This is a genomic window from Nocardia sp. 852002-20019_SCH5090214, from assembly GCF_001665865.1.
Lineage (GTDB): Bacteria > Actinomycetota > Actinomycetes > Mycobacteriales > Mycobacteriaceae > Nocardia > Nocardia nova.
Map to the genome: position 1 here is coordinate 70584 of NZ_LZMK01000037.1, position 22439 is coordinate 93022.

At 69.2% G+C, this 22439-nt stretch carries 21 protein-coding genes and 1 tRNA gene; 9 read left to right on the forward strand and 13 right to left on the reverse strand.

The features are described 5' to 3' along the window. Nucleotides 1-2: 2 nt before the first annotated feature. Both A5780_RS04470 and A5780_RS04475 read left to right on the forward strand, forming a co-directional pair. Nucleotides 3-1097 carry a quinone-dependent dihydroorotate dehydrogenase gene (locus tag A5780_RS04470; protein ID WP_064907781.1) on the forward strand — a complete coding sequence of 365 codons (1095 nt, stop codon included), beginning with the start codon at nucleotides 3-5 and terminating at the stop codon, nucleotides 1095-1097. A 173-nt stretch (nucleotides 1098-1270) separates the two neighbouring features. Further along, the gene (locus A5780_RS04475; protein WP_064907782.1) at nucleotides 1271-3103 is read left to right on the forward strand and encodes a long-chain fatty acid--CoA ligase; all 1833 of its coding nucleotides are present in this window, start codon (nucleotides 1271-1273) and stop codon (nucleotides 3101-3103) included. 37 nt (nucleotides 3104-3140) lie between these two features. On the opposite strand, the gene A5780_RS04480 is transcribed toward A5780_RS04475, so the two are convergent. Together A5780_RS04480 and A5780_RS04485 are read right to left on the reverse strand one after the other, a co-directional pair. Then, on the reverse strand, nucleotides 3141-3692 hold the full coding sequence (locus A5780_RS04480; protein WP_063017762.1) for a YbhB/YbcL family Raf kinase inhibitor-like protein: 552 nt from the start codon (nucleotides 3690-3692) through the stop codon (nucleotides 3141-3143). Nucleotides 3693-3725: 33 nt separating this feature from the next. After that, nucleotides 3726-5075, reverse strand: a complete 1350-nt coding sequence (locus A5780_RS04485) for a M20/M25/M40 family metallo-hydrolase (RefSeq protein WP_064907783.1) — start codon at nucleotides 5073-5075, stop codon at nucleotides 3726-3728. Between the two features lie 276 nt (nucleotides 5076-5351). On the opposite strand from A5780_RS04485, the gene A5780_RS38845 reads away from it, so the two are divergent. Together A5780_RS38845 and A5780_RS04490 are read left to right on the forward strand one after the other, a co-directional pair. Beyond that, complete coding sequence (locus A5780_RS38845; protein ID WP_146102180.1) at nucleotides 5352-6005, forward strand: hypothetical protein; 654 nt, start codon at nucleotides 5352-5354, stop codon at nucleotides 6003-6005. 3 nt (nucleotides 6006-6008) lie between these two features. Next, nucleotides 6009-6377 carry a hypothetical protein gene (locus A5780_RS04490; protein WP_082976280.1) on the forward strand — a complete coding sequence of 123 codons (369 nt, stop codon included), beginning with the start codon at nucleotides 6009-6011 and terminating at the stop codon, nucleotides 6375-6377. Nucleotides 6378-6406: 29 nt separating this feature from the next. Here the strand turns inward: A5780_RS04490 and A5780_RS04495 are convergent, their stop codons facing one another. Then, nucleotides 6407-7312 carry a sterol desaturase family protein gene (locus A5780_RS04495; RefSeq protein WP_064907784.1) on the reverse strand — a complete coding sequence of 302 codons (906 nt, stop codon included), beginning with the start codon at nucleotides 7310-7312 and terminating at the stop codon, nucleotides 6407-6409. A gap of 176 nt (nucleotides 7313-7488) precedes the next feature. Between A5780_RS04495 and A5780_RS04500 the strand changes: the two genes are divergently transcribed. From A5780_RS04500 to A5780_RS04515, 4 genes are all read left to right on the forward strand, one after another. Then, on the forward strand, nucleotides 7489-8952 hold the full coding sequence (locus A5780_RS04500) for a sensor histidine kinase (protein WP_231982848.1): 1464 nt from the start codon (nucleotides 7489-7491) through the stop codon (nucleotides 8950-8952). Beyond that, nucleotides 8949-9605 (forward strand): response regulator transcription factor, encoded by a 657-nt coding sequence (locus A5780_RS04505; RefSeq protein WP_082857365.1) that lies wholly within the window; start codon nucleotides 8949-8951, stop codon nucleotides 9603-9605. Before A5780_RS04500 ends, A5780_RS04505 begins: the two co-directional genes overlap by 4 nt. A 186-nt stretch (nucleotides 9606-9791) precedes the next feature. Further along, complete coding sequence (gene mihF / locus A5780_RS04510; protein ID WP_030516894.1) at nucleotides 9792-10106, forward strand: integration host factor, actinobacterial type; 315 nt, start codon at nucleotides 9792-9794, stop codon at nucleotides 10104-10106. 107 nt (nucleotides 10107-10213) lie between these two features. Then, nucleotides 10214-10299, forward strand: a tRNA-Leu gene (locus A5780_RS04515). A 351-nt stretch (nucleotides 10300-10650) separates the two neighbouring features. Here the strand turns inward: A5780_RS04515 and A5780_RS04520 are convergent. The 8 genes from A5780_RS04520 to A5780_RS04550 form a co-directional block, all read right to left on the reverse strand. Then, nucleotides 10651-11301, reverse strand: coding sequence for a hypothetical protein (locus A5780_RS04520; RefSeq protein WP_146098561.1), 651 nt, complete (start codon nucleotides 11299-11301; stop codon nucleotides 10651-10653). Continuing rightward, entirely contained in the window at nucleotides 11298-11552 is a 255-nt protein-coding gene (locus tag A5780_RS39760) for a hypothetical protein (RefSeq protein ID WP_156769359.1), read from the reverse strand. Before A5780_RS39760 ends, A5780_RS04520 begins: the two co-directional genes overlap by 4 nt. A gap of 103 nt (nucleotides 11553-11655) precedes the next feature. Further along, nucleotides 11656-13377, reverse strand: a complete 1722-nt coding sequence (locus tag A5780_RS04525) for a SulP family inorganic anion transporter (protein WP_064907785.1) — start codon at nucleotides 13375-13377, stop codon at nucleotides 11656-11658. A 126-nt stretch (nucleotides 13378-13503) separates the two neighbouring features. After that, nucleotides 13504-14316: an SAM-dependent methyltransferase gene (locus A5780_RS04530; protein WP_231982849.1), complete on the reverse strand. Its 813-nt coding sequence runs from the start codon at nucleotides 14314-14316 to the stop codon at nucleotides 13504-13506. A gap of 85 nt (nucleotides 14317-14401) precedes the next feature. Beyond that, entirely contained in the window at nucleotides 14402-14686 is a 285-nt protein-coding gene (locus tag A5780_RS04535; RefSeq protein WP_063910908.1) for a hypothetical protein, read from the reverse strand. 9 nt (nucleotides 14687-14695) lie between these two features. Continuing rightward, nucleotides 14696-16000 carry a S8 family serine peptidase gene (locus A5780_RS04540; RefSeq protein WP_064907787.1) on the reverse strand — a complete coding sequence of 435 codons (1305 nt, stop codon included), beginning with the start codon at nucleotides 15998-16000 and terminating at the stop codon, nucleotides 14696-14698. 65 nt (nucleotides 16001-16065) lie between these two features. Beyond that, a complete protein-coding gene (locus tag A5780_RS04545) occupies nucleotides 16066-16977 on the reverse strand; it encodes an NAD(P)-dependent oxidoreductase (protein ID WP_063017742.1) in 912 nt (303 codons plus the stop codon). Nucleotides 16978-17036: 59 nt separating this feature from the next. Continuing rightward, nucleotides 17037-17702 (reverse strand): PaaI family thioesterase, encoded by a 666-nt coding sequence (locus A5780_RS04550; protein WP_064907803.1) that lies wholly within the window; start codon nucleotides 17700-17702, stop codon nucleotides 17037-17039. Nucleotides 17703-17851: 149 nt separating this feature from the next. On the opposite strand from A5780_RS04550, the gene A5780_RS04555 reads away from it, so the two are divergent. Next, complete coding sequence (locus tag A5780_RS04555) at nucleotides 17852-18331, forward strand: nuclear transport factor 2 family protein (RefSeq protein ID WP_064903540.1); 480 nt, start codon at nucleotides 17852-17854, stop codon at nucleotides 18329-18331. Here A5780_RS04555 and hrpB read toward each other — a convergent pair. After that, a complete protein-coding gene (hrpB, locus tag A5780_RS04560; protein ID WP_156769360.1) occupies nucleotides 18328-20769 on the reverse strand; it encodes an ATP-dependent helicase HrpB in 2442 nt (813 codons plus the stop codon). The two genes, A5780_RS04555 and hrpB, sit on opposite strands and share 4 nt — an antisense overlap. Then, on the reverse strand, nucleotides 20766-22391 hold the full coding sequence (locus A5780_RS04565) for a class I adenylate-forming enzyme family protein (protein ID WP_064907805.1): 1626 nt from the start codon (nucleotides 22389-22391) through the stop codon (nucleotides 20766-20768). The genes hrpB and A5780_RS04565 overlap by 4 nt, the downstream gene beginning before the upstream one ends. Between the last annotated feature and the right edge of the window lie 48 nt (nucleotides 22392-22439).

The window sequence follows — 22439 nt, forward strand, 5'->3', positions numbered from 1 at the left end:
GGATGTATTCCTTATTCCTGCGGTTGCTGTTCCTGGTGCCGCCCGAGCGTATCCATCACCTCGTGTTCACCGTCATCCGGCTCACGACCGCTTTCCCGCCCACACGATGGCTGGCCCGAAAACTCACCGCGGCCGGCGATCCGATCCTCTCCACCACCGTCTTCGGCGTCCACTTCCCGGCGCCGCTCGGGTTGGCGGCCGGGTTCGACAAGAACGCCGCCGGTGTGAACGCTTGGGGTGCACTGGGTTTCGGGTTCGCCGAGATCGGCACCGTCACCGCGCAGGCGCAGCCGGGTAATCCGGCGCCGCGACTGTTCCGGTTGCCTGCCGACCACGCGCTGATCAACCGGATGGGCTTCAACAATCACGGGGCCGCCGCAGCCGCGGGACGGCTGGCCGCACGCCGGAGCGGTGGCGTGCCGATCGGCGCCAACATCGGCAAGACCAAGGTCGTGGAGCCCGAACACGCCGCCGAGGACTACGCGCTCAGCGCGCGGCTGCTGGGCCCGCTCGCGGACTTCGTCGTGGTCAACGTCAGCTCACCCAACACCCCGGGGCTGCGCGATCTGCAGGCCGTGGAATCACTGCGCCCGCTGCTGCGCGCGGTGCTCGACAGCGTCGCGGCCGGCGCCGAACCCAAACCGGTCCTGGTCAAGATCGCCCCCGACCTGTCCGACGAGGACATCGACGCGGTCGCCGACCTGGCCGTCGAACTCGGGCTCGCCGGAATCGTGGCCACCAACACCACCATTCGCCGCGACGGACTGGCCACTCCGGCCGCCGAGGTCGCCGCGATGGGCGCGGGTGGGTTGTCCGGACCGCCGGTCGCCGGCCGCTCGCTCGAGGTGCTGCGCCGCCTCTACGCCCGCGTCGGAGACCGGCTGGTACTGATCTCGGTCGGCGGCATCGAGAACGCCGATCAGGCCTACGAGCGCATTCTCGCGGGAGCCTCGCTGCTGCAGGGCTACACCGGGTTCATCTACGGCGGGCTGTTCTGGACACGCTCGGTGCACCGCGGCATCGCCGCGCGCCTGCGCGCGGACGGATACCGCAGCCTCGCAGAGGCCGTGGGCGCCGCCCACACCGCCCGCGCCTGAGCGCGGCCGGCCCCACCCGCTCGCCGATCCCTCTGCTGCGGCCGGTTTCCGGTGCGCGGAGCCGGTTGCTACCGGCCGGAACAGCCCCCCGAATGTCCGATTTCACGTTTAGGATGGGTGATCCGCATCACGTCCCCGACGTGATGTTCGTGCACCGACCGGGAACAAGGGATATGACCACAGCAGAGATCGGCTACACCCACCACACCGGCGCCACGGTCCGCACCGTGCCCGAGGCCTTCCAGCAGACGGCGACACTACGCCCGAATCAGGTCGCGTTGCGGACCGTCGGCGGTACCCAGCAGATCACCTGGGCCGACTACGCGCGCCGGGTGCGCGCGATCGCGGCCGGGCTGGCGAAACTCGGTGTCGCGCACGGTGACACGGTCGGGATCATGCTCACCAACCGGCCGGAGTTCAATCTGGTCGACACCGCGATCCTGCATCTGGGCGCCACCCCGTTCTCGGTGTACAACACCAGCTCTCCCGAACAGATCGCGCACGTGTTCGGCAACGCCGAGAACGGCGTGGTCGTCACCGAACAGGCGTTCCTGGCGCCGATCACCGGCTCCGGGGTGAAACTCGAGCATGTGATCGTCGTCGACGGCGCCGCACCCGAGGGCGGGCTGACCCTCGATCAGGTCGAGAACGATCCGGCCGAGGATTTCGATTTCGACGCCGCCTGGCAGGCGGTGCGGCCCGACGATCTGGCCACCCTGATCTACACCTCCGGCACTACCGGGCCGTCGAAGGGCGTGGAGATCACCCACGCCAATGTCGTCGCCCAGATCGTCGCGCTCACCAACGGCGCCCTCGTCGCCGATATCGAAGCGCGGGCGGTGTCGTACCTGCCGGCCGCCCATGTCGCCGACCGCATCTCCGGACACTGCCTGAACCTGTTCACCGGCGTCACCATCACCTGCGTGCCGGATCCGCGCGAGATCGCCGCCGCCCTGCCCGATGCCCGGCCGACCTTCTTCTTCGGCGTGCCGCGGGTGTGGCAGAAGATCAAGGCCGGTGTCGACGCGGCGATCGCCACCGAATCCAGCGCGGTCAAGAAGGCGCTGGCGCAGTGGGCGATCGGCGTCGGCGTGGCCACCGCCCGGGCGCGATTGGCCGGCGGCAACGGCGGCCCGCTGCTGGCCGTCCAGCACAAACTCGCCGATGCGCTGGTGTTGTCGAAGTTGCGCGCCACCCTCGGCCTGGACGAGTTGAAGGTCGCCTCCTCGGGCGCGGCCGCGATCCCGCCCGAGACGCTGGAATTCCTGCTCGGGCTGGGCTTCACGGTCAGCGAGGTGTGGGGCATGTCGGAGACCACCGGCGTCGGCACCTTCACCGAACTCGAGAAGCCGCGACCCGGTTCGGTGGGCCGGGCCGTCGACGGGGTGGAGATCCGCCTCGACAGCGACGGCGAACTGCTCATCCGCGGCGGCATCGTCAGCCACGGCTACCGCAAGATGCCCGAGAAGACCAGTGAGGCCATCGATTCCGACGGCTGGCTGCACACCGGCGATATCGCGACCATCGACGGCGACGGCTATGTCACCATCGTGGACCGCAAGAAGGAATTGATCATCACCGAGGCGGGAAAGAACATCTCCCCCACCAACATCGAGAATTCGGTGAAGGCCGCCTCGTCGCTGATCGGCCAGATCGTCGCCATCGGCGACTCCCGCCCGTACATCGCCGCGCTGGTCGTGCTCGACCCCGACACCGCCGCCGTGCGCGCGAAGGCGCTGGGCATCCCCGACGCCGATCTCGACGCCCTCGCCGCCCATCCGCAGATCCTCGAGGAGGTGCGCGCCGCGATCGTCGCCGGTAACGCCAAGCTGTCGCGGGTGGAGCAGATCAAGCGTTTCCGCATCCTGGCGCGGGCCTGGGAACCCGGCGGCGTGGAACTCACTCCCACGCTGAAGTTGAAGCGCTCGCCGATCGCCGCCGAGTACGCGGCCGACATCGCCGAGCTCTACACCGATCCGGTCCCCGAGGGAGTGCACAACCTCTAGTCGAATCGGTTCGGACACAGTCTGTTTCGCGTCGGGACTACTTCTGTTCGTAGGTGCCGACGAGCGTCGCACGCGCGATGGCGTGGGAGAACAGATTGAAACCCAGATAGGCCGGGGTCGCGTCCGCGCCGACGCCCAGCGATTCGACGTCCACGGCGTGCACCACGATGAAGTAGCGGTGGTAGCCGTGTCCGGGCGGCGGACCGGCGCCGACGAATCCGGCGAAGCCGCCGTCGTTGCGCAACTGGATCGCCCCGCTCGGCAGGGCGCCGCCTTCGCTGCCCTCTCCGGCGCTGCCCGCACCCGATTCCAGCGAGGTCACCGACGCCGGGATGTCGGCGACGGCCCAGTGCCAGAAGCCGGAGCCGGTCGGTGCGTCCGGGTCGTACATGGTGACCGCGAAACTCTTGGTCTCGGCCGGGAATCCGCTCCACGACAACTGCGGCGAGATATCTCTGCCGCCCGCCCCGAACACCCCGCTGACCTGTTCGTTACCCAGCGGCTGTCCGTCGGTGACATCGGTGGAGGTGAGGGTGAACTCGGGCAGCTGCGGCAACGCCGCATAGGGATTGTAGGAATAGTCGGGCACGAGGACCGTCCTTTCTGCTAGTCGAGCGGATCGTCAGCTGTGCAACAGGAAATGCTCCATGACGCGAGCGCCGAATTCCAGCGCCGAGACCGGCACCCGTTCGTCCACGCCGTGGAACAGCGCGGAGAAATCCAGCTCCGGCGGCAATTGCAGCGGCGCGAAGCCGAAACACCGAATTCCCAAGCGCGCGAACGCTTTCGCGTCCGTGCCGCCGGACAGCATGTAGGGCACGGTGCGGCCGTTCGGGTCGTGGGCCAAGATCGCGTCGTTCATGGCGTCGACCAGATGCCCGTCGAACGTTGTCTCGTAGGAGTCGAGTCTGGTGATCCACTCGCGCTCCACGTCCGGGCCGATCAGCTCGTCGACCTCCCGTTCGAAGGCCGCCTGCCGGCCCGGCACCACCCGGCAGTCCACCGTCGCCTCGGCGGTCTGCGGAATCACATTCGCCTTGTACCCGGCGCGCAGCATGGTCGGGTTGACGGTATCGCGCAAGGTCGCGCCGATGATGCGCGAGATGGTGCCCAGTTTCGCGAGCTGACCCTCGATATCCGGGCTGTCCGGATCGAAGTCGATGCCGGTCTCCTCGCTGACCGCGGCCAGGAATTCGGCCACCGAATCCGACAGCACCAGCGGGAACGTGTGCTTACCCAGCCGCGCCACCGCCTCGGCCAGAATCGTGACCGCGTTGTCGTCGTGCAGGAACGAGCCGTGGCCCGCGCGGGCCTTGGCGCGCAATCGCATCCAGCCCAGGCCCTTTTCGGCGGTCTCCACCAGATACAGTCGCCGCTCGGTGCCGTCACGGCGCGGCACGGTCAGCGAGAAGCCGCCGACCTCGCCGACCGCCTCGGTGACCCCTTCGAACAGATCCGGCCGGTTGTCGGCCAGCCACTGCGAACCCCACTTGCCGCCGTTCTCCTCGTCGGCGAGGAACGCGAACACCAGATCGCGCGGCGGCACCGTGCCCTCGATCTTGAACTGGCGGGCCACCGCCAGCATCATGCCGACCATATCCTTCATGTCGATCGCGCCGCGACCCCACACGTAGCCGTCGCGGATCGCGCCCGAGAACGGATGCACACTCCAGTCCGCGGCCTCGGCCGGCACCACGTCCAGATGGCCGTGGATCATCAGCGCGCCACGACCGCGATCGGCTCCGGGCAAGCGCGCGAACACATTTCCGCGTCCGGGGGCTCCCGACTCCACGTATTCGGTGGTGTAACCGGCCTGCTGCAACTGGTCGGCCACCCACTGCGCACATTCGCGTTCACCCTTGGTGGTTTCCAGCACCCCGGTATTGGAGGTGTCGAAGCGAATCAGCGTGCTGACCAATTCGACCACTTCGGCTTCCGCCCGGGAGCGGGACTCGCGCTGTACACCTGTCACGCCCCTTTCCTACCACGCGTCGCGCCGGGGCGAATGACGCCCGACCCGGCCGGGCCCGTGGAACCCCGCATCGACGTGCGTCTCGGCACGCTCACATCGCAGCGGGCTCCCCGCGCCTGCTCGGGCAATGTCGACCGCGTTGTGATCTCGCTGATCGAATTGTCCGGCCGGGGCGTCGCCGGAGATCGGCGGCGTGCCCCGACGGTGCCGTCGGCTCGGCGAGATTCTTCGCATATCGGGCGCGCGGATTCCGGTAGTGACACTTATCATTCCGGCATGCGCCGTCGTAGGTGGCTTCGGGCCGCGGTGTGCTCGATCGTGTTGATCGCCTGTGGCTGCGTCGGCGCGGTGGAACGCGACGCCTTCGAGCGGCAGATCCGCGCTCGCGGGGGTGGCCTGGTGGACGCCCTGCCGGCCGCGGCATTCGAGGCGGTGCGAAACCGGCTGGGCACCGGCGACATTCAGGCCGGCGTCGTGATGTTCGTCGCTCCCGAGTCGACGCAGTTCCGCCTGGTCCTGGCTGATCAGCCCGAGCAGGTGACCCGATTTCTTGCCGACCACGACGATCTGAGCACCCGCGAACCGGCGGTCCACCTGCGCGTCCGGAGTCCGCAGCGCCCAAGCGAACTCGACGACTACTCGTATCGCCTGGGCGCCGTGAGCGCACCGCGGCCGGTGCGCGTCTCGGCCTTCGACGACCTGGACGGCGAATGCTTCTCCCTCGGCGATGTACCCGGCCTCACCCGGCTCGAGTCGATCGTCGAGACCGCCCGCGCCCGCAGTGGTCTCGCCGACGGTGTCGTGCCGGTGATCGTCGTGAGCCGATTCGGGCGCGACATCCGTATCGTTGCCGACGTGACCTCCGCGCGGTCGGACATGATCGCCGAATTCGATTCCGCCGGTTCGTTTCTCCGTATCCGGCGGGTGTGAACAGTGGCCAGAGCGATCGTTTCCGCACTCGGCGCCGGCGTCAGCGCCGGAAGTCTCGTCAGCTTCGTCCTGCCGCTGGCGATCTGGCCCAGGGAGGCGCGGCTCACGGCGCCGCTGTTCTGCCGGGCCCCCTACCTGGATCCGATGGTGGTGTCGGACACGGTCCAGGATTCCGAGGGCACGTCGGTGAACTACACGCTCTACTGCGTGAGCGAGCGCGGCGCTCTGACCGACGAAGGTTTCGCGCTGCCGTTCCTCACGCTGTTCGCGGCGCATATCGCCCTGGTCACCGCCGTCGTCTTGGTGGCGGTGCTGTGGACGCGCAAGCCGTCGGCGGACACTCCGGCGGCGACCGGCGCCGTGGAGCTATGACGCCCAGCGGCGCGGTCCACGCCGACGCGCTAACCCGTCGTAACGGCGGCGCCGGCCGGTTCGGGCAGCTGTCCGATCGGTGTCTCCGTCGCGTTCTCCCGCCAGCCCGGCGGGCCGAAGACATAGCCCAGTCGCCCCCGCCAGGTGCGGGCGTGGCGCACGTCGCGCAAAAGCGCCGCGAATTCGTGGTAATTGACCTTCAGCGGATTCCCGGTGCCGATGTCGTGGGTGAGCCCGTAGCGGATGGGTTCGGATTCGGCGGCGAAACTACCGAACATGCGATCCCACACGATGAACACACCGCCGTAGTTGGTATCGAGGTAGGGCTGGTTGGAACCGTGGTGCACGCGGTGATGGGCCGGGGTGTTGAAGACGAATTCGACCGGCCGCCACAGGGTTCGGACGCGCTGGGTGTGGATCGGGAATTGATAGAGCAGCCCGAGGGTGTTGAGCAGGAAGATCATCCACGCGGGGAAGCCCAGCAGTGCGGCCGGCACCCATGCCAGGCTGCGCGTCATCGAGGCGATCGGGTTGAGCCAGGGCAACCGGATCGCGGTCGTGAGATTGAAGTGGGTGCTGGAGTGGTGCACCGAATGAGCCGTCCACAGCAACCGGATTCGATGATCGGCCCGATGCGCCCAGTAGTAGCAGAAATCGGTGACCACCAGTCCCAGCAGCCACACCCACCAGTCGCGCGGTGACAGGTGCAGGGGTGTCCACGAGGCCGCCAGCACGATGGTGGAGAACGGCAGCACGTATTGCAGCAGCGGCTTGGTGAGCTGGCCGATCGCATAGGTGGCCCAGTTGGTGGCCGCCTCGCGTCCGTATCGCCCGCTGGGTGCGCGGTCGGGATCGCGGCGCGCGTCCCACCACTCCACGGCCATCATGGCGATGAAGGCGGGCACCGCGTACAGCGCCAGGTCCGCATTGTTCATCCGAACTCCTGTCCGATCCGTGATCCGGCCGCACGCTGGAACCGAGGTGTCGTCGCGCGCGGCGTGCCACAGCGACGGTAATGCCGCCGACCAGCCGGAACATCGGGCCCGAGAGGGATTGCCGATCCCCCGGCCGAGGGACTCGCCGTCACGGTCCGCGCCGGTATCGTCGCGGTGTGTTGTGGGAGCGAGCGGTGTCGCCGAGCCCGTGGGCGCTGCTGCGGCGCACTCCACGGCGGCCGGGGGCAGAGAGCGCGGCGGAGCCGCCGGGCGGTGAACTGCATGCGGTTCGCCGGTCGCTGACCAGGCAGTCGGTGGCGGTCGCGGTGGTCGCGGCCGTGGTGGACGCGGTCGTCTTCACGCTCTCCGGCATCTTCGCCGTAGCGCCCGGCCCGGCCGCCGCGGTCCTGGTGGCCATCGTGGCGGCCGATCTGGCCTTCGCGGCGCCACCGGCGACGGCTGCGGTCGTCGCGGTCGTCCAGGTCGGGATCCGGCTGGCGGTCACCGTGTTGCTGCACCGGCACGGGCTGCCCGTCCGGGTGGCCGACGTCGGCTTCCTCGTGGCCGGCTATCGGGCGGGTGCCTGGTTGTCGGGCCGGGCCTCACTGGTCACGGTGCCCGTCCTGGTGCTGGGGGCGTGCGGTGCGCCGCTGATCGCCGGCGGGGCGCCTGCGGCGGACTGGCGGCTGCTGCTCACATCATCGATCTCCGGTGGCGTCGTGCCGTGGCTGGTCGGCCGCTACACCGCAGGTCGCGGCGCCTACATCGCGGAACTGGAGCAGCGCGAACGGCTCGCCCGCCAGCAGCAGCGGACCGCGCTGGAACGGGCGCTGACCGACGAACGCGAAGCGATCGCCCGCGACCTGCACGACGTCATCTCCCATCACGTGAGCGCGATCGGCATCCATGCGGGCGCGGCGCGTCTGGCGCTGCACGGAAGCGGCGCCGCCGCCGCCGCGGCGACGCGCTCGCTGTCGGCGGTGGAATCGGAGAGCCGCGCCGCGATGGTGGATCTGCGCCGTCAGCTGGATCTGCTGCACGGCCGCGAGGACGCCGCCCGCCAGCCCGGTATGGCCGATATCGACGATCTGGCCGACCGCGTGCGCGGCGCCGGGCTGGACCTGACCGTCACCACCACCGGCGCCGAACTACCCCGTTCGCTCGACATCACCGTCTACCGGATCGTCCAGGAACTGCTCACCAACGCCCTGCGCCACGGCGCCGGCAGCGCGCGGCTGACGGTCCGCAACGACGGTACCGGGGTCGAGATCGAGCAGTCCAATCCGCTTGCCGGCGAAGAGGATTCGAACGTGTCCGCACCTTGCGCACCGGCGCGACCGCTCGGTTCGGCAGCGACTCCGCACGGGCCCGATGCGGTCCGCTTCCCGGCCGCTGAGCGTGCGACCGTCCGCGCCACCGCACCGGCCGGGGCCAGGTTCCGTTCCGGTCGGCGAACGCCGGCGCGAGAACGCGCGACCGTCGCCCGGCCGGGTGGTGCCGCGCCGGAAGAGACCACGGGCGTGCACCGGGGACTCGACGGCATCCGCCGGCGCGCGGAGTTGTTCGGCGGCAGCGTGGACCACGACGTCGCCGACGGTCACTGGCGGGTTCTCGTCCGGCTCCCAGGCGGGCGGTCGTGACGGGCACGGTCCGGGTCCTCATCGCCGACGACCACGCGATGTTCCGATCCGGACTGCGGGCCGTCCTCGATGCGGCCCCGGACCTCGAATGCGTCGGCGAGGCGGGCGACGGTCGCACCGCCGTCGCCGACACCGCACGGCTGCGGCCCGATGTGGCGATCCTCGACATCCGGATGCCGAAACTCGACGGTCTGGCAGCCACGGAGGCCATCGTGGCCGCCGGCGGTACCCGGGTGCTGGTCCTGACCACCTACGACAGCGAGGCGAGCCTCGCGCGCGCCCTGCAGGCCGGTGCCAGCGGCTTCCTGCTCAAGACGCTGCCTCCGGAGGAGCTGATCGCGGCGATCCGCGTGGCGGTGCGCGGTGACGCGATCATCGACCCGTCGATGACCCGCCGGCTGGCCACTCGGCTGGCCGACACGCTGGCCCCGGCGCCACCGCCGGATCACGCCCTGACCGCCCGGGAACAGCAGGTGCTCCTCCTGCTCGCCGACGCCCGCAGCAACAGCGAAATCGCCGCCGCCCTGGGGGTCGGCGAGGAGACCGTGAAGACCCACGTCTCCCGGATTCTGGCGAAACTGCAAGTGCGCGACCGCATTCAGGCCGTCGTGTACGCCTACCGGCACGGCCTGGTGCGATCGCCCGGCCGCTAGCCGTCCGCCGGGCACCCCGACGACGTGGGCGAATCGTGGCAAATTTCCCGCATCTCGGGTATCCGAACCCCCGCCACCACCGCCGAACCGGGATTATCCTCGCGGTGTGTCGACCCATCACCGGGCTGCCGGTGATGTTCAATCGGTGCCGTTGAGGTTCCAGCGAACGAGTGAAAGGTTAGAGACATGGCACTTCCCACCATGACCGCCGAGCAACGCTCCGAAGCGCTGGCCAAGGCGGCCGCGGTCCGTAAGGCGCGGTCGGAACTGATCGAGCAGATTCGCAAGGGCTCGGTCTCGTTGGCCCAGGTGCTCGAGCGTGCCGACAAAGAGGACCTGGTCAAGAAGACGAAGGTCGCCGCGGTCATCAAGGCTCTGCCCGGCATCGGGCCGGTCAAGGCGGCAAAGCTGATGGACGAAGCCGATATTCCGGTCGACCGCCGTATCGGCGGCCTGGGGTCCCGTCAGCGTGCCGCACTGCTCGAGGCGTTGACGAACTAGCCCTCCCGAAGGCGGCGCTCAGCAGTCACCCGCGAGTCCGGGACCTGCACGGACACCCGTGATTTGGACCTCGCGGAGAGATCCGTTAACCTTGCTGAGCACCACCGGTCCGGGTGGCGGAATGGCAGACGCGCTAGCTTGAGGTGCTAGTGCCCTATTAACGGGCGTGGGGGTTCAAGTCCCCCTCCGGACACTGTGTGTAACTCGGAGTTACAGATAACCCCCGGCTTCGGCCGGGGGTTATCTGTTTCCCGAAATTCTATCGCGTCGGCTCCGCGCCGTCGGAGTGTTCGCCCACATGGGCTCCCCCGAATATGGCACGAGCCTGCTGTGAGTTCAGTTTCCGCTGGTCGCAGCTGCTGATTTGGGCGGGCTCAGCCGGCTCCCGATGTGGCCCGGTCGTGGTCTCGGAGTAGCCTGCGGTCCCGCGCCTATGCGGGCCGACCATCACGCGCGGCCGGAAAGCGGCGTGACGCCACCGATACAACTGCGCCGAGTGCGCGACGTTCGTCCGCGACTCTCGAGGCTAGCGGTTTGTCACCGGCTAGTGCAGTTCTCCGATGGGGTAATCGGGCACTGTAACCCCCGCGCTGTTGAAACAGAACCAATACCAGTCGCCACCGAGGTGACGGGATGCGCCTGCCGCGGGCCGGTGGCCGGAATGATCGGCAAAGCCACTCCCCATCGAGCAATAGTTCGCCATAGGGCCAGTCCTGAAGTAGATGCCGTCGTCGCGGCGTTCCACACCGCGTATGCGATAAAGGCCGAGGCGGCCACCTTCGAACGTCCGTGGATCGACCCCAGCAGTCACCTGCTGTGCCGCATCGTCGAAGGCGTGCGCCGAGAGGTACCAGCGTGCAGCCATTGGCAGGTGTGCGCTCCATGAAATGGCCGTGAGCGCGATTATCAGTACGGGAGCAGCCAGGGGGCCGAGCTCAGGTACCCGAAGCCGCCGGGATCGGATTGCCAGGATCGGGTAGGTGATGACCACGGTCCACACCACAACCGCCACGAATGCCCCGCCGAGGATCTCCGACGGGGACAACGACATGATCTCGGTGCCGGCCGGCTCGCTCGCCGGGACGAGTATCCCAAGGCAGGCCACGACAGTGCAGACGAGCAGAAGAAGCCTGCGAAGCAGTGACCGGTGTCGTCGGTTCCATGGTGTGCTTTTCTTGGTCGGGGCCGTACTCACGGCAGGAGCCTAAGCTCCTGGCCGCGATCGTGGGTGTCGGTGTGTCGCCGCCGATGAAAGGTTGCCGCTGCGCCGTCACTCCTGTCGAGTGTGTCTGTAATACAACCAAATTCGCCGTGGCCATCGCGCACAGCCTCGCGGGTGATCGGTGACAGGCCGGTTCGGAGGAACAACTGCCCCGCACAGTCGTTGTCGCGCGCGGGGAGATGCTGCAACTGGTTGTTGTCAGCTCCGGATTCGAGTTCGGTCACCGACCGACCACACCGACACCGGCTCTCGCGCCAGCCATTACATCCACGGCGTCCCTGACATCAGCGGTTACGCCACAGAACGTGGAACTGTCCGCGACGGCCTCTATCGCGGCGATTCGGCGCCGTCGGAGTCGGAGTGTTCGCCCACATCGGGCAGATCCGCGACTGCCGCTGTCACGGTCGGGTACAGCCCGACCGGCGTCGAGCCTGCTTCGGCGGTGCCCAACGCGTCACCGAACTGGCCGATCGAGCGGGCGATCCGGAAATCGATGTGGCGCCGGCCCAGATCGTCGCGCAGATCCGCCAGCATCGCCGCGGCGGTGACGTCGATACTCGGCGAGGTCTCGGCATCGAGCACCACCAGCCGGGTGGCGTCGGTGCACAGCTGCTCGATACGACCGCGCACATAGTCGGCGTTGGCGAAGAACAGGCCCGATTCGACGCGCACGACCACCAGATCCGGCCGCTGGGTCAACTCGGGATGCCGGTCCGCGTCCAGCCACAGCGTGCCCGACCGCACCACCGGCGCCACATGCGGGCGCGACGAGCGGTACACCAGCAGCAGCATGGAGATGCCGATGCCGATCAGCAGGCCGGGCAGCGTATCGAACAGCAGGACGCCGATCATCGCCGCGACGGCGGCGGTGAAGTCGGCACGGGCGGCCTTGCCGTAGATTCCGCCCAGCCGCTGCGTCCACACCCGATACAGCCGCCGCAGCGCCGCGAAGTCGACCAGCTCGATCACCGCCGCGATCACCACACCCGCCAGCGTCGCCTCGGGCAGGTTCTCGAACAGGCCGGTGAGGAACAGCAGGGTCAGCACCGTCAGCGCCGCCACCACCAATCCGCTGCCCTGTGATTTGGCCCCTGCCGAGCCGTTGACGGCGGTTTTGGACAGGCTTCCGTTCACGACCATGCCCGACGCCAGCCCGGCGCCCAGATTCGCCGCTCCCAGGCCGAGCAGTTCGCGGTTGGCGTCGATCTGGTAACCCGCTTCGGCCGCATAGGTTTTCGCCGCACCGAGGCCCTCGGCGAAGCCGATCAGCAGGACGCCGACCGCGGGGCCCAGCAGATCGATGTAGTCGCTGACATCGAGGCCGTCCGGAAGTCCCAGCGCCGGCAGACCGGAATCGATATGGCCGACGATGGCGACTCCGCGCTCGTCCAGATCGAACACCGCGACCGCGCCGATCCCGGCCAGCACGGCCAGTAACGAACCGGGTACCAGCGGCAGCCATCGCTTCACCACCAGCACGATCGCCAGACTCACGAAGCCGACCACCACGGTCCGCCACTGTGCATCGCCGAGGTGGCGCAGCACTCCCCACGCCTGTTCGAAGAAATTGCCCGCGTGCTTGGGGATGCCGAGCAGTTTCGGCACCTGGCCGATGATGATGGTCAAGGCCAGCCCGATGATGAAACCCTTCAGGACCGGTTCGGAGATGAACGCCGCGACGAAGCCGAGCCGGATCGCTCCCGCGATCAGGCCCACGATTCCGGTGGCGATGGCCAGCCCCGCCGAAAGCGCGATGTAGCGGCCGCCATCGGCACCCGCCATCGGTGTCACGATCGCCGCCGACAGTGCCGCGGTCGCCGACATGGGTCCCACGACCAGATGGCGGGAACTGCCCGCCAGCGCGTAGAGCACGAGCGACGGTACGGCCGCGTAGAGGCCCACGACCGGCGGCACACCCGCGATCGTGGCGTAGGCCAGTGCCTCGGGCACCAGCACAGCCCACACGGTAAGTCCGGCGACGACATCGGCGCGCAACCACTGCGGGCGATATCCCGCCAAGGACTGGAGTATCACCCAGCGTGCCGCCACCTGTCCTCCACACGTCCGCGGGACCGGTCTTCTCGATCACCGACCGTCGTTGCCGCTCGGCAGGGACGCTAACGGCGGTGGCGGCGGGCGCGCGTCACACGTTGCGGGTGAATTCGTGGTCGGCGCTCACACCTTCTTGCCGACCGCGCCGTAGAGCGAGACCTTCTTGTCGTGGTCGGCGGGATGTTCGATGCCCTCCTGCCGCCACCGGTGAATGACCTCCACACCCGGCTCGACGAGTTCGAGGCCGTCGAAGAAGCGGGCGACCTCGTCACGGCTGCGCGGGCGCACCGGAATGCCCTGATCCGAATACACCTGCAGCAGGCGGCCCATCCCGTCGGGATCGTTGTCACCGTTGTCGAAATCCGTGGTGACATGGCTCATCGCGAGATACGAACCGGGGGCCAGCGCATCCATCAGCGTGTTCACCATGGCGTAGACGTCACCGGGCACGAAGTGGACCACCGCCATCAGCGAAATCGCCACCGGCTGCGACAGATCCAGCGTGTCGCGCAGCTCGCGAGAAGCGAGGATCGCCTCGGGATCCGCGGCGTCGGCCTGCACATAGGTGGTACGGCCTTCGGGGGCGCTCACCAGCAACGCCCGTGCGTGCGCGAGCACGATCGGATCGTTGTCGACGTACACCACCCGCGACTCGCATGCGTGTTCCTGCGCGACCTGGTGCAGATTGGGTTCGGTCGGAATCCCGGTGCCGATGTCGAGGAACTGGCGCACGCCCTGCTCGGCGAGATAGCGCGTCGCGGTGCGCATGAATTCGCGGTTGGTGCGCGCGGTCAGGCGGACCGCGGGAAAGTTCGCGAGAGCGGTCTCGGCGGCGCGGCGGTCGGCCTCGTAGTGGTCCTTGCCGCCGAGAAAGTAGTCGTACATGCGGGCTGGGTGTGCCACATCGGTGCGCAGGTCGACCGGATGATCGGACACGGGAAGGCTCCTCGCGGGTCGGGAATGTATCGCCGATATATAGCGCATACGATCCAATTCGGCAGGGGGACGGCGTAATTCGCGATCAGGCCGGGGCGGAGTTGTCTGGCGGGTGCCGGGGCGACCGGGGATCGGGATCGGCGTCGTGCGCGGGGCCGATACGCGGATCGGCGAAGATCTCGGCCGCATCCGAGACCGCCGCCGCCCGCGTCGCGGCCGCATCGCTCACCCGCAGGGCATACAGGTGTTGGTCCGGGTCCACCGCGACGAGGCCGTAATCGAGGTCGACCTCGGCCTCGGTGAGGTGCAATTCACGCAGCGCCGCCGCCAGGGTGGCGTCGCTGGAGAGCCGGACGGTGAGCAGCGGCATGGTTCCACGCTACGCGCGGATCTCGGTGTTCTTCAGCTCCGCCAGCAGCGCGGCGGCGTTCACCACACCGAATCCGTAGTCGTAGTCGAACCCGCCGGGCTGCGCGGTTGCGGTGCGCCGCAACAGGTCTCGCAGCTGGGCCGGTGCCAGCTTGCTCGCCGGATAGACCGTGCGGATCGCCGCGACCAGTCCGGCGGCGACCGGGCAGGCCGCCGACGTTCCGGTGTCGGGCTCTTTCGCGCCGAATACCGTCGACCCGAGGAAGTGGGTGTAGCTGCAGATGTCGGGTTTGCGGTCGGACAACCGGCCCGGCCCCTGCGAGGAGTAGCCGACGCGCTGTCCCTTGCTGTCGACTCCGCCGATGCTCAGCACGCTCGGATGCGAATTGGCGCCGCCGATCGGCCGATCCTGGTACGCGCACCGCGAATCGGGACAGTCGCGACCGCAATTGCCCGCGGCGAACAGGATGTCGGCGCCGGCCGCTTCCAGCGAACCGACGATCACGTTGAACGGATGCGACGGGTTGTCGGAGTAGTTGCCGGGCTGCCCCACCGGGAAGTCCCAGTCCGGTGAGAAGGCGCCCCAGCTGTTGCTGATCACCAGCGTGCGGGTGGCCTCCGGCTGGTCGGTGAGCACGGTGCGCAGATGGGCGTAGGCGGCCAGCGCGTCCGACAGCAGCCCGTCCATCGTGGAGCCGCCGCGAGTCTTGCTCTGCAGCACCGGAATATCGAGCAGCGTGGCGTTCGGCGCACCGATCAGGGTGTCGAACGCGCACATCGATCCGTGGTCGACCGGGAACTGTCCGGCCGTGCCGCTCACCCCCGGCGGATTCCAGCTGCGCGCGGCGTCGACGGTCACCGGGCCGCCGCGGGCCTGCTCGACGCGGGCGGCGTTGACGCCGGTGTCGACGATCGCGACCGCGACCGATTTTCCGTCCATCCCACCGGCGGCCAGATCGCCGGTGTGCAACAGGGTTTGCACGTCGTGCCAGGTGCCGACCGCTGGATCGCCGCCGCAGGTGAGGTTCGTCTCGATCCGCGGGTCGGCGAAAACGCCTGCCACGTCGCGGGTTCCGGTCAGTCGTGCCACCGTGGCGTCGAGGTCGTCGTCGGGGATCTGCCCGCGCACCACCACCGAACGCGCGCCCGCTCGGTCGGCGGCGACAGTATCCGGGACGGACAGTGGGGCGAAGTCGTGGTCGAGGTCGAACCCGGGCAAATCGCCGGCGACATCCGCCGGGGCCACCGAGACGGCCGGATCGGCAACTGCGGCAATCAGATCGGCGGAGGGACGGAGTTGGATGAGTGCGCGCATATCTGCCATCCTGCCGCCAATTGCCGCGAATTTCCCCCTATTGCGCGAACGGAGTGCTCACCCGGTCAGCGCGCGGCCGACACCACGTCCACGAGGGCTCGGACTGCGCGCCGGCAGTCGTCGCGGCTGTAGCCCAACAGGCGCACTTCGTCGGGATCCGGTTCGTAGGCCAGGGTGTTGCCGCGGCCCTGGATGATCGAGGCATCCGGCTGCAATCGGTGCGGCTCGTCGCGCTCGGTGATGACCCGCCCGCCGCCCGCGGCGTCGACGAGCATCTGGAAGAACTCCCGATACGACAGGTTCTGGTCGCCGACGAGGTAGGCCGCACCGGGCTCACCCCGCACCAGTGCGCCCCGAATCGCCTGTGCGAGTGAGGCAGCGGACATGTAGTTGGTGCCGCCGGCGGGTGCGAAGTCGGGGATGTCGGGTTCGTTCCCCGCCGCCCAGGAGATCATCCGCCGATAGCGGCGAGCCGACGTTCCCGGCACCGCACCGATGATCGACGGTGGATTGAGGGTGCACGCGGCGAACGAATCGTCGGCGAGCGCGCGGGCGCCCTCGTCGGCGGCTTTGCGCGCCGCGATATACGGGTTGCGCTCGGCGAGGTCGGGGCGTAGCTGGTGGTAGTAGCTGCCGACCTGCACGAAGCGCGGCACGCCGGCCTGCTTGGCCAGGGCCGCGAAACGGGGTACGCCGACGCTCTGGGTGGTCTCCCAGAATCGCCGGGTGTCGTCCTCGGGAGTCATGTGCCGCACGTCCTGCCCTGCGGCGAACACGATGCCGTCGAAGCGTTCCAGTTGTGCCGGGGTGAAGGTGGGCACCGTGTAATCGCCCAGCAGCAGCGGAAAATCGGCAACCGGTGAATCGGCCGATATCGGGCCGCGGCCCGCGACGGTGACCTCGTCACCGTGCTCGCGCAGGTGCAGCGCGGCGTGCACGCCGATCATGCCGGTGCCACCGACGATCAGAATCTTCATCTGCGGACATCTCTCGCTGAGTGGGAACAGGGGCGTGGCCGGTCGGTTCCGGTCGCTCGTCAGCGCGGCCGGGGAACCCGTTTGTCGATGAACAGACCCTCCACCGACACGCAGAGGGTGCCGTCGGCGCTGTGGATCGCGCCGGCCGAGTTGATCTTGCGGCCGTCCTCGGACACCATCCGGCCGCTGACCGTGAGCGGCTCGAACAAGGGGGTCGGACGGTGATACCGCACATTCAGTTGCGCCGTCGCGCCGCTGCGGCCCGACCAGGCGTTCGCCACCCCGAGCGTGTGGTCGAGCAGCAGCGCGGCCACTCCCCCGTGCACATGTCCCGGCGGTCCCTGATACGGAAGCGTCAGGGTCACGACACCGTCCACCGACCCGTCCGCACGGCCGGTGAGTGCGAGGGGCGGTGCGATCGCGTTCTCCGGACCGGTGACCGGATCGTGCCGGGTTACACCTTCACCGCGCCACATGTCGATCAGCCGTTCCGCGACCACCGGGGCATGCTGCTCGAGGTGGTCGGCGATGTTGTCGAGTTCCTCGGCCACCCGGTCCAGATTCGCGTTGGTCCGGTCGGTGCGCAGCAGGGCGTCGATCACCCGCCGCGCCGCGGCTGTCGCGCGGTCGACCGGGACGTCCTGCAGTTGCGAGGTCAGGACGATGTCGGCAGGTGAATTGCTCACTGTGGGAACGCTTTCCGGTTCCGGATCGGCCGACGTCATCGCATCCATCGTGGTTTCTCCTCTGCCGTTCGCGGTTGTCGCGATACGTCAATCGCACGTTAGCGTTGTCGACCGGTCGGATGTCCGGCGAGGTCCCACCCACTGGAAAGCTCTGTTCCGGCGTAGGGCCGAGCGGCGAGGATGGGACCGTGGAACCCGCGGACCGACTTGCCATCACCACACTCGCGGCGAGATATGCGCGCGCCGCCGACCGACGGGACAGTGCGGCGCTCACAGCGCTGTTCACTCCGGATGCGGTCCTCGTATTACCACCCGTGCTGAACGGGACGGAGCAAGCCGTGGAGGTGATGGGAAGGCAGCGCGTGGTTGCCTCGGTGGTGGACGCGGTGTCACGGTTCGTGCTCACCCGCCATGTCGTGGAACAGCATGTGCTCGAGCCGGTTTCGCGCGATCGCGTGCACGGTGAGGTCTACTGCACGGCACACCACATCTCGCGGCGCGCGGACGGCTACCGGGACCGGCGGGTCGCCATCCGCTATCAGGACACCTTCGCCCGCATCGGCGAGAGCTGGTTGTTCTCCCGTCGGGAACTGGTGGTCGACTTCATCGAGGACGTCGCGGTTCGCGTTCCGGACGTTTCCAGCGCCGAGAACGCGGGTCCGGCCTAGCCGCGGCCGGCGTTGCGGGCCGTGCCGCGGTGGGCGGGCACGGTGGTGGGGTCTTCCGGCCAGGCGTGTTTGGGATAGCGGCCGCGCAGGTCCGCGCGCACGCGAGGCCAGCCGGTGCGCCAGAACGAGGCGAGATCCGTGGTGACCGCGACCGGGCGCTGAGCGGGTGAGAGCAGATGCAGCACGATCGGGACGCGGCCGTCGGCGAGGCGCGGTGCGTCGGTCCAGCCGAAGACCTCCTGGACCTTGATCGCGAGCACCGGCGGATCGGCGGAATAGTCGATGCGGGCGCGGCTGCCGGAGGGAACCTGCACGCGTTCCGGTGCCAGTTCGTCGATGCGCGCCGCGGCCGGCCAGGGCAGCAAGCGGCGCAGGGCCTGTGCGGTATCGATGCGTTCGAGATCGGCGCGGCGGCGTGCGGCGGCGAGTTCGGGTCCGAGCCAGGTGTCGGCGGCGGCGAGCAGCGCTTTGTCGTCGACCGCCGGCCACGGGTCGCCCAGGGTTCGGTGCAGGAAGTCGAGGCGCTGACGCAGGGCGGTCGCCTCGGCGGGCCAGGTCAGCAGGCCGAGCCCCGACGAGGTCAGCCCGCGGCGCACGGCGGCGCCGACCAAATCCGGATCCGGATCGCGAATGGGCTTCTCCGACAAGGTGATCGCACCCAGTCGTTCGACCCGTCGCGCCACCACATCGCCGTCGACCCACTCGACCTGGTCGGTGGTCGTCAGCAGTTCCGAGGCTGCGCGGCGGGCCAGGCGCTCGTCCGCGACCGCGGCCAGCCGGATGTAACCCTCGGAACGGCCGGGGTCGCGGGTGGCGACACCGACCGCCAGCCATTCCGGATCACCGGTTCCCGAGCCGGGCGCAAGCGCGACCGCGGTTCCGCCGGCCATGAGATAGCTCGCCGAGCCGGGGGCGCGTCGGCGCGCCAACCGTTCCGGATATGCCAGCGCCACAATATAAGCGGGATCGTCGGCCCCCTCCGGCCCGTCGACCGTTCGGGCCAGCCGCTCGGCCTCGCGTCGCCAGCGCACCGGCTGCTCCCGCCGGAGCCGGCGCAGGCCGGCGGTGAGATCGGCACCCGAGATGAGGGTGTCGTCGTCGAGGACGGCGACGACTTCCGCGGCCGGTCGCGCCCCCACCTCGGCCGCTCCGTCGAGTAACGCGCGGGCCAGCCGCGGATGCAGCCCGATGCGGGCCATGCGCCGCCCGCGGTCGGTCACCGCACCGCCGGAGTCCACGGCTCCCAAGGCGTGCAGCACATTCCGGCCGGCGGTCAGCCCACCGGCGGGCGGCGGATCCCACCAGCTGAGACCGTGACCGTCCGCCGTGCCCCAGCAGGCCAGTTCCAGTGCGAGCCGGGTCAGGTCGGCGGTGCGGATCTCCGGCTCGGGATAGGCGGGCAAGGTGGCGTGCTCGTGCTCCGGCCAGCATCGCCACACCCGGCCCGGCGCCTCGCGCCCGGCCCGCCCGGCACGCTGGTCGGCGACGGCCGCCGAGACGCGAACCGTGGCGAGTCCGGACAGCCCCCGCGCCCGATCGATGCGTGGCACGCGCGCAAGGCCCGAATCCACCACGGCACGCACGCCCGGCACCGTCAGGCTCGACTCCGCCACCGCCGTGGCGAGCACCACGCGCCGCCGAGGTCCGGGACGCAAGGCCGTGTCCTGGCTCGCCGCGGATAATCTGCCGTGCAGCGGAACGATATCCACGCCGTCGTGGCCGTCCAGAAGTGCGGCGACTCTTCGGATTTCGGCCGCACCGGGAAGGAAGACCAGCACGTCGCCGTCGATTTCGGCCAGTGCGGTGCGGGTGGCGCGTGCGACCTGTGCGTCGATTCGCTCCCGGGGCAAGGGCGGGACGTAGGTTGTGGCCACGGGAAAGGTCTGCGCCTCGACCCGCACCACCGGCGCCGCGTCGTCCTCGCCCAGCAGCGTCGAAAGGCGTTCGGCGGCAACGGTGGCCGAGGTGGCGAGGACCTGCAGGTCCGGCCGCAATCCGGCCCGGGCGTCCAGCAGCAGCGCCAGCAGCAGATCCGCGTCCAGATGGCGCTCGTGACATTCGTCGAGGACAACCACGTCGACCCCCGCCAGCTCCGGATCGTCCTGCAGGCGGCGCACCAGCAAGCCGGAGGTCACGACCTCGATGCGGGTACGCCGCCCGACCCGTCGATCCCCGCGGACCGAGTAGCCGACGGTTTCGCCCACCTGCTCGCCGAGCAGCGTAGCCATCCGCGCGGCCGCGGCCCGTGCCGCCAGCCGCCGCGGCTCGGCTACGAGCACCCGGCCGGAGTTGTTCGCCGCCAGCGCCAACGGCACCAACGTGGTCTTTCCGGTGCCCGGCGGCGCGACCAGTACGGCGGTCTCGCGGTCGGCCAACGTCGCGACGAGATGATCGAGAACTGCCCGGACGGGCAGATCGGGAAGTTCGAGTGCGATCACCGCAGCCCCAGCATGCGCATCGCGGTGTCGCGTGCGGCCGCGCGGTCGGTCTTGCCGCCCGGGCCGAGGTCGAGCCGGTCCACCACCACGACATATTCGGGCGTGTATTCCTTGGTCACCCCGCGCGATGCGAGCCGGTTCGACAGCCCGGGCGCGTCCAGGGTCGCGCCGTCGGCGAGCACGACCACGGCGCAGACGCGTTCGCCGTAGACGTCGTCGGGAACACCGACGACAGCGACATCGGTGACCGACTCGTGCTCGCGCACCAGCTCCTCGATTTCGGTGATCGAGACGTTCTTTCCGCCCCGGATGACGAAATCCGATGTCCGCCCGACCACCCGCACCCGGCCGGTCTCGTCGATCTCGACGATATCGCCGAGCAGTGTCCACCCGTCGGGTGTGTAGAGCTCGGCGTCGGCGGCCGGGTCGTCCCAGTACCCGGCCGACACCAGTGGCCCGCGCACCGCCGGCCGGCCGCGGCGGACCGCACCGACCACGTCGGTGCCGGCATCGTCGAGCACGCGCACGTTCATCGCGGCGAGAGTCCGCCCGCAGGTGCGCAGTCTGGTGTCGATGTCGTCGTCGAGGGTGGTCCGGCTCACCGCGCCGCTCTCGTTGGAGCCGTAGAACTGCAGGACCTTCGCGCCGGTCCGTTCCTCGAACGCGCGGGCATCGCGATAGGGAACGGGCTCACCGCCGGTGTACAGCACCCGCAGGCTGGACAGGTCATGGCGTTCCAGCGCCCCGGAACGCAACAGCATCTTGAATTGCGTACTGACGCAGCATAATACGGTGACCCGCTCGCGCTCGATGAGCATCGCGGTCTCCTCGGCGTCGAAGCGCGTGCCGACGACGACCGGTATGCCCAGCAGGGCGGGCAGGAAATGCGCCGACCACAGGCCGAATCCGTACGGCGCCGGGACCACCGAGCAGACGATGTCCCGCGATCCGATCCGAGCGCCCAGCATCGCCTCGCGCGCGAAGGCCGTCCATCGTCGCTCGGTGTGCGCGACGATCTTCGGTGTCCCGGTCGTCCCCGACGTCGAGTTGAGGATGGTCACCCGCGATGGTGTGAAAGACGCTGTGGCGGAATATGTTTCGGTCGTCGACGTCGTGCCGGAACGGTGGCGCGCGACGGCTCCGGACTGCTCGTCGACGACGAGAACGTCGCCGGGCATCACACCCTCGGCCTCGAGTTCGCGGACCAGCGCCTGCCAGGATCTGCCCCGGATTTCGGGCACGGTGACCAGCGTCGACGCCTCGGTCCGGCGCATCACGTGCGCGATCTCGCGCACGCCGGATCGCATCCCGACGGCCGCGGCGATGCGTCCCGCGCGGTAGCACCCGCACAGCGCCGCGTGAACGGCCGCGGTATCCGGGAGCAGCAGCGCGACCCGCGAACGGGGACCGCCGGAAGTAGAACGCAACGCCGCACAGATCGCGTCCGCCGACCGGTCGTATTCGCTCCAACCGGTCGGCCCACCGGTAGTGACGAATGCGGCACGGTGCGGAATCCGCTGCGCCCAGATGCGAACGATGTCGCTGATCGCGTGGTCCGTATACGACTCCGGCGTGGTCGCGAAACTGCCCGGAACGATCGACTCCGCAGCGCGGTTCGTCATGATCACCTCACTCACCTACCGCCACCGATGTCGCATCCTCAACCGTAG